We start from the raw sequence: 11,154 nt of genomic DNA, 5'->3' as shown, positions 1-11,154 counted from the left end.
TTGCGGTTACCTAATTAACCAGCAAGTGATTTGGCTTTGTCGATTGGCATTTTGACCAATTAACCGCCAGGTTGGCTGCAACGGAGAAACTCATGAAAGATGGCATTCACCCAAATTATCGCGAAGTGTTGTTCGTGGACATGTCCAACGGCTTCAAATTCATTTGCCGCTCAACAGCGCCTAGCCGCGAGTCAGGCGAGCACGAAGGCAAGGAATATCCTTTGATCAAGCTGGACGTGAGCTCTGAATCTCACCCCTTCTACACTGGCGCACAAAACACAATCGTGGATACCGCTGGTCGCGTTGAGAAATTCCGTCGTCGCTTCGATCGCTTCAAGAAGTAATTTTTCGCGCAAGTGATCATACAAAGGCAGCTCAGGCAAACTGGCTGCCTTTTGTTTTTCCGGACACAATAAGAATATGGTCATCACCGCAGCCAACAACACCCGTTTGTCGCGCAGGCTCCTCTGGGGCTTGATTTTGCTCTATGTCCTGCCAGGGCTTTTTGCGCGCACCCCCTGGAAACCCGACGACGCAGCCGGCTTCGGGCAAAGCTTTACCCTGTCCCAATTGCCTTTCTCGGAATGGGCACTTTCACAAATTGGCGATCGCCTTTATGTCGAGGGGGGGCTGTTGTCCGCATGGCTATCGGGGGTGTTCGGAAAAATCGCATTGTGGATCAACCTTCCATACAACTGGCTCGACGATGCCATGCGACTGGGCAATGTGTTCTGGATGATTCTGGCTGGCTGGGCCATCTGGAATACCACCTACCGTCTCGCCAAGCGTGTTGAATTGCAACCTGAAGACCCCCTTGGCACAGCCCCCACCCGCGTTGATTATGCCCGCGCGGTGGCGGATGCGTCGGTGCTCTGCTTTTTGGGCACACTGGGCCTGCTGGTTCGATCGCATATGCAAGTGCCGGAAATAGCCGAGCTGGCTGGCATTTCAATCATGTTGCTGGGCGCTGTGCGTTCGCTCGACCGCCCAATTGGCGCGGGCTGGATGCTGGGTGCAGGCATCGCCATTGCCTTTTTTGCGCGGGGCTGGGCACACTGCTTGCCATTCTTGCTCCTGCTGCTTGTCAGCTCGACAACTCACAGTTTTCTGCGTTTTGGATTGCTTCGGCGCATGACCAGGGCAGCCGCCGTGTTCGCGGTGCCTTTCGCAATCTGGTTTTTCTGGTTGATGAGTCAGAAAAACGGCGAGTTGTGGTGGAACGCCTGGAATGAATGGAATGTACGCAGGTTCCTGATTCTGGACCCGAGCCAATCGTTCGACTTCCCCAAACTGGTGGTCACCCTGAAAACCCTGACCTGGTTTTTGTGGCCAATTTTGCCCATGGCGTGCTGGACCATTTGGCGCTACCGAAAGGCGTTGAGCGAACCCTCAATTCGCATTCCTTTGGCCGGCGCAGTGGCTGGTGTCGTGGTTTTGTTGATCACCAATCCTGCAGACGAAGCCAACTATTTCCCATTGTTGGCACCCCTTTCGGTGCTGGCAGCAATCGGGCTTTCAACCATGAAACGGGGCTTGATCAGCCTGATCGACTGGTTTGCAGTGCTGTGGTTCACCTTCGCAGCTGTGTTGGTTTGGCTGGGCTGGACTGCTGCCACGTTCGGATTCCCGGCAAAAATAGCCGCCAACTTCGAAAAGTTATCCCCTGGTTATGTGCCCGATGTCATCGGTCTTGAACTGGCGCTGGCTTTTTTGGCCAGCATTGCCTGGGTTCGGCTAATCATTTGGCGCACCGCCTCAGGAAGCCGTGCCCTATGGCGCCCCATGGTATTGACCACTGGTGGCGTTATTTTGCTGTGGCTGCTCATGATGACGCTCTGGATCCCCAGAATTGACTATGCAAAAAGCTTCAAGGTGCTGGGCGAGGAAATCACCTACGCCGTAGAGAACCACCAGGCAGCCGCTGGCAGGGAGTGTGTGGGTGACTACAATCTGGGCTATGCGCAGCGAGCCACACTTCAGTACCATGCCAACGTCGATTTCATTCGCAAGGGGCAATTCAAGGAAGCTGCGGAATGCGAGTACTTGCTTGTACAAGACGACACCCGCCAAAGCCTGAAGATCAAAGTGGATTTTGAGTCCAAGGCATCAGAGCAGTGGGAGTTGATCTGGACCGGCAACCGAAACTCGGACCGTCACGAGTTCTTCTTCCTTTACGCGCGAACCCACCAGGCAACAAGCAACGGTCGTTAAAGGTTTGGCATGGCCAGTCATGTTGTTTTATTCGCCCAAAACCGGCCACGCAGAGCACTGCTGAACCAGGCCTTGCCCATTTTACTGGGGCAACTGGCCGTGATGGGCAATGGTCTTGTCGACACCCTGATGGCCGGGCAAGCTGGACCCGACGTGCTGGCGGCCATGGCAGTGGGGTCGTCTATTTACATCAGCCTTTATGTGGGTTTGATGGGCGTCATTATTGGCCTGACTCCCATCTGTTCTGCTCACTTCGGCGCAGGAGACTACCGCAAAGTTGGAGAGGACGCTGTGCAAGGTGTGTGGCTTGCACTCACCATGAGCAGCATTGGCATGGCCGTGTTGCTCAATCCTGATCCAATATTCCAGCTCACCAACACGCCCTTAGACATTGCCAAGGACACCCGTGGCTACCTGCTTGGCATTGCCTGGGGCTTGCCCGCAGCCTTGGTGTTTCGCGTGTTTTATGCGCTGAACCAGTCTATTTCACGCCCACAAATTGTGGTGGCACTGCAAGTGCTCATGCTGTTGCTGAAAATCCCTCTGAACATTTGGTTCATGCAGGGTGGGTGGGGCCTACCGGCCATGGGTGCAGCCGGATTTGGCTGGGCCACAGCGGCAACCATGTGGCTGGTGCTTGGTATTTCAGCCTTCATTTGGCTGTTCGACAAGCATTACAGAGAATTCAAATCCATTCGAAGCTTGAAGCCTGACTGGCATCGACTTGGGCAGATTCTTCGGCTTGGCTTGCCAATTGGTAGTTCTTATCTGATTGAGGTCAGCTCATTCACGGTGATTGCACTGCTGGTGTCACGCTTTGATGTTTATCAATTGGGCGGCCATCAAATTGTGTCCAATATGGCGGCAATGGCTTACATGGTGTGTTTGTCCTTGGGCAATGCCACCACGGTTCTGGCCTCGCAGCAAATTGGCGCGGGGCATAACCGGTACGCCGGTGTCATCGTGAAGCGAGGCATTGAGACAGCCATGCTGGTCGCAACCTTTGTGTGCCTGGGTTTGTATGTATTCGATCGGGAATTGATTTCGTTTTACACCAAAGACACAAAAACCATTGAAGTTGCACTGGGCTTGATGCCGTGGGTGATTGCCTACCACTTCATTGATGCTGCTCAAACGCTCTGCTCATTCTCCCTGCGTGCCTACCGGGTATCGGCTCGCCCCATGTTGATTTACCTGATCAGTCTGTGGTTTGTGGGCATTGGCGGAGGAATGTGGCTGGGCGTTTGGCAACAAAACCCCTTAAAGTCGCAGGGTTTCTGGATTGCCAGCGCCGAGGGCTTGTTGCTGGCAAGTCTCTGCTTGGCACTGTTACTGGCCCATGTGATGCGCCAGCGCAATGCCCTTGATATCAGGCCGCAGGCGTTGCCGGAGTTGCCGTGTCCGCCTTCGACTCTGGCGCCACAATAAAATGTTCCCGGTAAAAGCGAAGTTCATCAATTGATTCGTGAATATCGGCCAAGGCAGTGTGTTTGGTCTTTTTCACAAATTTTCGGGCTGTTGTGGGGTTCCAGCGCTTGCACAATTCTTTCAGCGTGCTGACATCCAGATTTCGATAGTGAAAATACGCTTCAAGCTTGGGCATGTACTTGGCCATGAAGCGACGATCCTGGCAAATGCTGTTGCCGCACATGGGGCTTTTATTTGGGCCAATGTACTTGGCCAAAAACTCAATCAACAATTCCTCGGCCTGGGCTTCATCGATAGTGGATTCTTTCACGCGCGCAGTCAGGCCGCTCTTGCCGTGGGTACTTGTGTTCCAGGCATCCATACCCGCCAGGATTTCATCGGCTTGGTGAATGGCCAGCACAGGCCCCTCTTCCAACACATTCAATTCACTGTCGGTCACCACCACCGCGACTTCTATGATTTTGTCGTTAAACGGGTCTAGCCCGGTCATTTCCATATCAACCCACACCAGTCGATTGTCGTCGCGGGGAATCTTGGTTTCAACGGGGGTGGAACTTGGCGTGGCTTGTGACATAATTTGCTTGAGCTTTGAGTTTGAATCTTAAGAGAACGGTATTGTCTCACAGGCATTGAAGCGCAAATTAATCAAGGGTGGTAGCAAGAAATGGTTTTTACTGAAGTCTTTGTTCTGACTGTGGTTTTAAGTGTGGCACTTCGCCTGTACCTGGCCAGTCGCCAGGTGAGGCACATCGCCATGAACCGCGCGCAAGTGCCAGCCGAATTCAGTGAACAGATCAGCTTGCAAGACCACCAAAAGGCTGCGGACTACTCTGTTGCCAAAACCCGCTTGGGCATGGTCAACGTGCTGATTGAGGCCACCATTTTGATGGGCTTCACCTTGTTGGGCGGTCTGGAATGGATTCAAAGTTTCACGAGCACCACCGCAGAGGGTATTTTGGCGGGTTTGTTGCTGATTGCCGTAGTGGGTTTGATTGGCAGCGTACTCGACTTGCCCCTGTCGTATTACAAACAGTTTGTGCTTGAAGAACGTTTTGGCTTTAACCGCATGAAAAAGGGCTTGTTCATTGGCGACTGGCTCAAAGGCCTGTTGGTGGGCGCACTGATCGGCGGTCCGCTGGTGCTCGCTGTGCTCTACCTGATGCGCGAAGCTGGCCAGCAGTGGTGGGTTTACGCCTGGGCTTTGTGGTTTGGTTTCAGCCTGCTGTTGATGTGGCTGTTCCCCACCGTGATCGCCCCCATTTTCAACAAGTTCACGCCACTTGAGGACGGCGCAACGCGCCAGCGGATCATTGACCTGCTGCAGCGTTGCGGATTTGATTCAAACGGCCTGTTTGTGATGGACGGCAGCAAACGCTCCAGCCACGGCAATGCCTACTTCAGCGGCATGGGCAAAGCCAAACGAATCGTGTTTTTCGACACCCTGCTTTCACGCCTGAACGACGATCAAATTGAAGCCGTGTTGGCGCATGAACTTGGCCACTTCAAGAAAAAACACATCGTGAAGCACTTGGCTTTTTCAGGCATTGGCAGCCTTGTCATGTTCTATGTACTTGGCGTGCTGGCCAATACACCGTGGTTTTATTCTGAATTGGGCGTGAATCCCGATTTGGCCAATGGCGCGCAAGCCATGGCCTTGGTGTTGTTCATGATGGTATTACCCTACTTTACTTTCCCGATTCGCCCAGTGATGTCCTGGCTTAGCCGCAAACATGAATTTGAGGCGGATGCCTATGCAGCCCAACAAAGCGCACCCCAGCACTTGGTGAGTGCCTTGGTGAAGCTGTATCAAGACAATGCGTCTACGCTAACACCGGATCCACTTCATTCGGCGTTTTACGACAGCCACCCGCCGGCTTCCATTCGAATTAGCCGTTTGAACAGTTTGCAGGTTGCCCAATGAGCGCGCCCAAGCCGGTTCGCTCACCGGAAGACTGGCTGCATGTGCGCTGCCAACATTTGGGCGAGGGCCACGCGTGGAATGCTGACGAGATTGAGGCACAACTGGATGAGTTTGAATACTGGTCGGTTGAGTTTGATGCGAAGGGTGAGTTGGCCCGCACACTGTGGCGACAATATGCATTTGCCAATTTCGAAGGTGTGAAGCTGGCAGTGCATGCGATTACCCATTTAGCCGACGATGAAGATCACCACCCCGAAGTGACCTTCAGCTACAACCGCGTTAAAGTGCAGTGGAGCACCCACAGCGCAAACGGAATTACCGACAATGATTGGGCCTGTGCTGCCAAACTTGATGATGCGCTGAAACACGTTGGCTAATTCATCTCTCAACAAGGTGCGCCCCACCTACAAGGGCAAACAAACCGGTAATCACGGAAAAAATTCAGGCAATCCCGATTTGCTGAATGCCTTGGTGGTGGCCAGCTACGGACGCCATTTTCTGGCGCGCGATGAAAGCGGCACCATTTGGCAGGTATATGGCAAGGGAAAGCGGCGAGAGGTGGCCGTGGGTGATGAAATTATTATTTTGCCCAGTGGCGACATGCAAGCCTGGGTTGAAGACATTCAACCCCGCAAAAACCTGGTTTACCGATCGGACGCCCTGAAGAGCAAAATGTTTGCAGCCAACCTGGACGGTGTGCTGTTGATGCTGGCCATTAGCCCGCCCTACTCGCCCGAGTTATTGGGCCGTACGCTGACGGCCTGCAAACATGCAGACGTGCCACTCACCATTTTGTTCAACAAAGTGGACATTCTGGAAGGCGACACTGAAACGCTGAATGCAGTTGACCAGGAGTTGTTTGAAATCACTTTGGGTGAAGTACCAACCCACTACATCAGCGTCACCGAACGGCCTGCCGAAACTGAGGCGCTATTGCAGCCCTTACTGGAAGGAAAACGCACGCTGATTTTGGGGCAGTCGGGCATGGGTAAATCAACATTGATCAACTTGTTGATACCGAACGCATTGGCTGCAACCAACGAAATTTCAATGGCCTTGAATGCAGGCAAGCACACCACCACCCACACCCAAATGCATTTCGGTGAACAGGCCCTGGAGTTGATTGATTCGCCAGGATTTCAGGCATTTGGATTGCACCACCTGAGCGAGTCGGACTTGTTGAATGCGTTCAGCGATATTCGTGAGGAAGGCAACAAATGCCGCTTTGCGAATTGCCAACACAAACGCGAACCCGATTGTGCCGTGAAAAACGGGCTGGAAGACGGCACTTTAAGCCCCGCACGGTATGAGCTATACCAAATGCTGAAAGCGGAACTGGAAGAAGCCAGTCACAATTATTGAAACCTTACAGCACGCTGCTGGGCAACCAGCCAAGAACTGCAAACGCCAAGGTCACCATTAACCACACCACGGCGCACTTGAATATCAGCTGACGAAACTGCTGCAGTGACTGAACCTGGGTTTCCTCACTCAGCACCTGCCCTTCTGACGCTGCTTTTGAAGCGGGGTCGAATGCATGCCCACCCACCAATCCCACCGCCGTAAAAAACACTGCGGTCAGCGGTGCCCTATTTGAAAAACGACTGTGGTTTTTCGCAGCTCGCCAAGCCAGTGCAGCATCGTCAAGCTGAGCCACCAAACCCACGGTTAAGGCCAACAAGCGCGCGGGAAGCCATTCCATGGCAAATAAAACAAACCTGGGACTAATCAAAGCCTTGAATTTATTGCTCTCCCAGGCTTCTTGCATGGTGGGTCGCTCGTGAGCAAAGGCCTGAGCCAACCAAACATCGCGCTCTCGAATCACACTCCAGTGCGCCATTGAATACACCACCAAACCCATGGGACCAGGCAATACCAAAAACCAGAAAAACAGACTGAAATACTGACGCAAGGCGCGCTCGGTGCCGTGGTAAATGGCGTGAAACACCAGCTCACCCGGACGATGAATAACCGGCTCAGTGCCATCGTATTCTTTCATCCAGGTCAACAGCAATTCACGGGCACGGAAAAAATCGCCCTGATTCAAAAACAGTTGTGCATTGGTAAACACAACGGCAAAATGCCGAAAACGCAAACCGTACAGCAACAAAAATACGCTCAGGGTGCCCGCCGCGAGCGGGGAAATTGTCCAGAGCACCTGGTACAAAAAGTACACGCCCAGCACCCAAAGAAGCATGGGCACCAACCACTGCAAATGCGCATAGCCTGGAGCACCCAAGGCTTCAAGGTTAATCTCGAGTTCTTGATTGAAACGATCAACCCAGTCGCGTGCACGGGTGAACAAACCATCGGGCAGGAAGGTTTCACACACCACAGCAATGAGCAGGGCCAGATAAGACAAAGTGTTAAGCCTTCGCGTGCAGAAAATGGTACAGGTTGCGCAGCATGGCGGCCGTGGCGCCCCAAATGAAATAGTTTTTTCCATTCACTGGTGAGTTGTACGGCATGGCGTAAAAAGTGCGTTCACCCACCGGTGTTTGCAAGCTGCGTTGCTGGTGGTTTTCAACATTCATTAAAAATGAAAGTGGCACTTCAAAAACCTCTTCCACCTCGAACTCATCGGGTGCCAGGGTAAAGCCAGGTTGAACCAGCGCCACAACGGGAGTCACCATGAAATTGGTGGCTGTTTGATACACAGGCATAATTCCAAGCACTTCAATGAAGCTCCGGGCCAGGCCTGTTTCCTCGACTGTTTCACGCAGCGCTGTTTCAATGGGCGTGCCGTCTTCTGGCTCGCAGCGACCACCCGGAAAACTGATTTGCCCGGCGTGGTCATTCAAATGCGCTGTGCGCATTGTCAGCAACACATACAGATCGTCTTCCCGCTGCACCAGGGGCACCAGTACCGCTGCATCGGCAGGTTCACGATCTTTAAAAAACCGTTCTTCAAGCGGCTCCGGCTGCCAAGGCAAATCGGACATGGCAAAGCGGGCACGCAACAACTCGGCAGACCACATGGGTAAAACGCTCCAGATTAGACAGCCAGGCCGAACAGCATTAATTCAGCAAACTGCTTTCGAAGGGGCGGCGTGAATTCCATCACGTTCAAGGCCATTTGTCGGCCTGCGCCCAGCAAGGGATTGTGATTGGAAAAACCTTTCACCATCCAGTCTGTCATTTTAACCACCACCTGCCGATCAGCCATCCTCGACTTCTCAAATTCGTCGAGCGCCGCACTCAATCGATGTTCTTGTGCAACAGTTGAGGGATCAATGCAGCGGCAAAGTTGCACGGCATCACGCAAACCAAGGTTCAAGCCCTGCCCTGCGACCGGGTGCAAAATTTGAGCGGCATTGCCAATCGCGACGCGTCGGCCTTGGACCAATTTGTCGCGCCAGTTCATACCCAAAGGAAAGCTTTTTCTGGGTCCGATGTGCTCAATAGAGACACGCCTGCCAAACTGTTGTCGAAGCTCAGCAGCAAACTCGGTGTCGCTGCAGGCCAGGCGCTTTTGAACTTGAGCCAAAGGTGCACACCACACCAGCGAATACTTGTGCTGGTTCGTCGAGATCGGCAACAAGGCCAATGGTCCTTCGGAAGTAAAACGCTCAAAGGCCAGCGTATTCAGGCCATCCAGCAAACCGGGCTCTACAGTAAGAGAGACCTCGCTGACCAATGCCCACTGGTCGTAATCCACCACCTGATCGCGCTCGCCTGATTCACCATACAAACCACCTTCAGCATCCACGCGCAAATTAACGGTGTACTCGGTGCCATCTTCAAGCTCAAGCACTTCAAGTGAATCGACTGCGCTGCGGTGCGCGTACTTCACATTGGCAGGCCGGAAAATTTTCACGCCGCGCCGTTCAAGCGATGCAGACAAACAATTCACCAGTTCGCCATAACGCACTGTCCACCCCAGTGCCCGCAGGCCAAGTTCATCGGCCTTCATGCGAACCTGACCAAAGCGAGATTGTTCAGAGACGTGAATGTGATGAATAGGCGTGGCATCGGCCGGAAAACCCAGGCTTGCCAAGCGCAGGCGGGTTGCGTCTGACAAGGCGAGAATTCGGGGATCTTGTGCGGAGGCCTCCAAAGGCTTGGCATCAAAAATTGCGATCCGGTTGGCATGTTCACCCCAGGTGTTGGCCAGCCAACCTGCAAAGGCCAGCCCAACCGGGCCTGCGCCTACAATGGCCACATCAAAATCGGTGTGCGAAGTCATTTTTTTCTCATTGTTTGCTTAGGCCGCCTTGTTGCCGCTTTTCTTGTGCGATTTCATGGTGGCATGAATTTCCGCAACGGTCTTCGGGGCGTCTGCCGTGTAGACATCGCATCCTTTCTGGGTCACCAAGGCATCGTCTTCAATGCGAATGCCGATATTTTCAAACTGTTTGGGCACACCCTTGCCTGGGCGAATGTACAGACCCGGCTCAATGGTGAGCACCATGCCCGCTTCCAGTTTCCGGCTGGTGTGTGGAGCCACGCCATCTTCAGGCTTGGCCGAAGGGTCTCGGTAACTGCCACAGTCATGCACATCCATACCCAGCCAATGGCTGGTGCGGTGCATGTAAAAACGCTTGTAAGCGCCGCTTTCAAGCGCCTCATTGATACCCATTTTCAGCAGTTTCAAATCGATTAAACCTTGGGCCAACACTTTCACCGCTGCATCGTGCGGATCGTTAAAACGGGCACCGGGCTTGGTGGCTTCAATGGCGGCGTACTGTGCATTCAGCACCACTTCATACACGGCTTGCTGGGCCTTGTTGAACTGCCCGTTGACCGGAAAGGTGCGGGTGATGTCGGATGCATAACAATCGAGCTCGCAACCTGCATCGATCAACAACAAATCGCCATCACGCATTTTGGCGTCGTTGGCCCGGTAATGCAGTACGCATGCGTTTGCGCCCGAGGCGACAATTGAGCCATAGGCCGGTGCTTCAGAACCGTTTTTACGGAATTCGTAAAGCAACTCGGCTTCCACCTCAAATTCAAACTTGCCCGGCTGGCACACCTGCATGGCGGCAATGTGGGCATGCGCGGAAATATGCGCAGCGCGGCGCATGATGTCGATTTCAGTTTTGTCTTTGATCAAACGCATTTCATCGAGCGAATGGCTGAGATCAAGCACAGCATGCGGCGCTGAAATCCCCATGCGTGCTTTGCCTCGCAAGGTTTTCAGCACATCAGCCACCGCGGCTTCCAGGCTTTCGTCTTCACCCAAACGCAAAAACACGGCGGGCTGGTTGGCCAGCGTCTCGATCAGGTGCTCTTCAAGGTCTTCAATGCTGTGGGCCTCGTGCATGCCGAAGGCAGACTGCGCGGCCTTCGGGCCAAAACGAAAACCTTCCCAAATCTCTCGCTCTTCGTTTTTATCACGGCAAAACAGCACTGCACGTGAATTGCCAGTGGGCGTTACCACCAGGGCCAAACAGGCCTCGGGCTCGGGAAAGCCGGTGAGATAGTAAAAATAACTGTCCGAGCGAAACGCATAATCGGCATCGCGGTTGCGCATCACTTCCATACCCGATTGCACCAAGGCCACGCCTCCGCCCATCTTCTTCAATCGGCGAGCCAATTGCTCGCGGCGCTTGGCGTAAATCAGGGGATTGTGGGTGGGGTACCTGCTCATG

The 11,154-nt window shown here is 53.5% G+C and carries 11 protein-coding genes; 6 read left to right on the top strand and 5 right to left on the bottom strand.

Annotated elements, in window-relative coordinates:
* Nucleotides 1–92 precede the first annotated feature (92 nt).
* The 3 genes from FRIGORI9N_RS15285 (at nt 93) to FRIGORI9N_RS15275 (ending at nt 3,639) form a co-directional block, all read left to right on the top strand.
* Nucleotides 93–344: a type B 50S ribosomal protein L31 gene (locus FRIGORI9N_RS15285; RefSeq protein WP_159572888.1), complete on the top strand. Its 252-nt coding sequence runs from the start codon at nt 93–95 to the stop codon at nt 342–344.
* Nucleotides 345–420: 76 nt separating this feature from the next.
* Nucleotides 421–2,211 carry a hypothetical protein gene (locus tag FRIGORI9N_RS15280; RefSeq protein WP_159572886.1) on the top strand — a complete coding sequence of 597 codons (1,791 nt, stop codon included), beginning with the start codon at nt 421–423 and terminating at the stop codon, nt 2,209–2,211.
* Between the two features lie 9 nt (nt 2,212–2,220).
* A complete protein-coding gene (locus FRIGORI9N_RS15275; protein WP_159572884.1) occupies nt 2,221–3,639 on the top strand; it encodes an MATE family efflux transporter in 1,419 nt (472 codons plus the stop codon).
* Here the strand turns inward: FRIGORI9N_RS15275 and orn are convergent.
* Entirely contained in the window at nt 3,581–4,213 is a 633-nt protein-coding gene (gene orn, locus FRIGORI9N_RS15270) for an oligoribonuclease (RefSeq protein ID WP_159572882.1), read from the bottom strand. The two genes, FRIGORI9N_RS15275 and orn, sit on opposite strands and share 59 nt — an antisense overlap.
* Nucleotides 4,214–4,303: 90 nt before the next feature.
* On the opposite strand from orn, the gene FRIGORI9N_RS15265 reads away from it, so the two are divergent.
* The 3 genes from FRIGORI9N_RS15265 to rsgA are packed head-to-tail and all read left to right on the top strand — an operon-like array spanning nt 4,304 to nt 6,922.
* Nucleotides 4,304–5,560, top strand: coding sequence for a M48 family metallopeptidase (locus tag FRIGORI9N_RS15265; RefSeq protein WP_159572880.1), 1,257 nt, complete (start codon nt 4,304–4,306; stop codon nt 5,558–5,560).
* Nucleotides 5,557–5,937, top strand: a complete 381-nt coding sequence (locus FRIGORI9N_RS15260; protein WP_159572878.1) for a 4a-hydroxytetrahydrobiopterin dehydratase — start codon at nt 5,557–5,559, stop codon at nt 5,935–5,937. The genes FRIGORI9N_RS15265 and FRIGORI9N_RS15260 overlap by 4 nt, the downstream gene beginning before the upstream one ends.
* The gene (gene rsgA / locus FRIGORI9N_RS15255; RefSeq protein ID WP_159572876.1) at nt 5,930–6,922 is read left to right on the top strand and encodes a ribosome small subunit-dependent GTPase A; all 993 of its coding nucleotides are present in this window, start codon (nt 5,930–5,932) and stop codon (nt 6,920–6,922) included. Before FRIGORI9N_RS15260 ends, rsgA begins: the two co-directional genes overlap by 8 nt.
* A gap of 4 nt (nt 6,923–6,926) precedes the next feature.
* Here the strand turns inward: rsgA and FRIGORI9N_RS15250 are convergent, their stop codons facing one another.
* From FRIGORI9N_RS15250 to FRIGORI9N_RS15235, 4 genes are read right to left on the bottom strand one after another with little or no spacing between them, the layout of a single operon-like run.
* Nucleotides 6,927–7,922 (bottom strand): hypothetical protein, encoded by a 996-nt coding sequence (locus FRIGORI9N_RS15250; protein ID WP_159572874.1) that lies wholly within the window; start codon nt 7,920–7,922, stop codon nt 6,927–6,929.
* Nucleotides 7,923–7,926: 4 nt separating this feature from the next.
* A complete protein-coding gene (locus tag FRIGORI9N_RS15245) occupies nt 7,927–8,538 on the bottom strand; it encodes a CoA pyrophosphatase (RefSeq protein WP_159572872.1) in 612 nt (203 codons plus the stop codon).
* A 17-nt stretch (nt 8,539–8,555) separates the two neighbouring features.
* Nucleotides 8,556–9,746, bottom strand: a complete 1,191-nt coding sequence (locus FRIGORI9N_RS15240; RefSeq protein ID WP_159572870.1) for an FAD-dependent monooxygenase — start codon at nt 9,744–9,746, stop codon at nt 8,556–8,558.
* 18 nt (nt 9,747–9,764) lie between these two features.
* Nucleotides 9,765–11,153: an aminopeptidase P N-terminal domain-containing protein gene (locus tag FRIGORI9N_RS15235; protein WP_159572868.1), complete on the bottom strand. Its 1,389-nt coding sequence runs from the start codon at nt 11,151–11,153 to the stop codon at nt 9,765–9,767.
* Nucleotide 11,154: the final 1 nt, after the last annotated feature.

Origin of the sequence: Limnobacter sp. 130 (assembly GCF_902506325.1) — a bacterium.
Taxonomy (GTDB): Bacteria; Pseudomonadota; Gammaproteobacteria; order Burkholderiales; family Burkholderiaceae_B; genus Limnobacter.
The sequence above is the reverse complement of the archived record's forward strand: the minus strand, read 5'-3'. Positions and strand labels throughout refer to the sequence as shown.

Excerpts from the sequence above, each read along its gene's own strand:
- FRIGORI9N_RS15235 (WP_159572868.1), bottom strand. The coding sequence starts at position 11,153 with ATGAGCAGGTACCCCACCCACAATCCCCTGATTTACGCCAAGCGCCGC.
- FRIGORI9N_RS15280 (WP_159572886.1), top strand. The coding sequence starts at position 421 with ATGGTCATCACCGCAGCCAACAACACCCGTTTGTCGCGCAGGCTCCTC.
- FRIGORI9N_RS15240 (WP_159572870.1), bottom strand. The coding sequence starts at position 9,746 with ATGACTTCGCACACCGATTTTGATGTGGCCATTGTAGGCGCAGGCCCG.
- FRIGORI9N_RS15245 (WP_159572872.1), bottom strand. The coding sequence starts at position 8,538 with ATGTGGTCTGCCGAGTTGTTGCGTGCCCGCTTTGCCATGTCCGATTTG.
- orn (WP_159572882.1), bottom strand. The coding sequence starts at position 4,213 with ATGTCACAAGCCACGCCAAGTTCCACCCCCGTTGAAACCAAGATTCCC.
- FRIGORI9N_RS15265 (WP_159572880.1), top strand. The coding sequence starts at position 4,304 with ATGGTTTTTACTGAAGTCTTTGTTCTGACTGTGGTTTTAAGTGTGGCA.
- FRIGORI9N_RS15275 (WP_159572884.1), top strand. The coding sequence starts at position 2,221 with ATGGCCAGTCATGTTGTTTTATTCGCCCAAAACCGGCCACGCAGAGCA.
- FRIGORI9N_RS15285 (WP_159572888.1), top strand. The coding sequence starts at position 93 with ATGAAAGATGGCATTCACCCAAATTATCGCGAAGTGTTGTTCGTGGAC.
- FRIGORI9N_RS15260 (WP_159572878.1), top strand. The coding sequence starts at position 5,557 with ATGAGCGCGCCCAAGCCGGTTCGCTCACCGGAAGACTGGCTGCATGTG.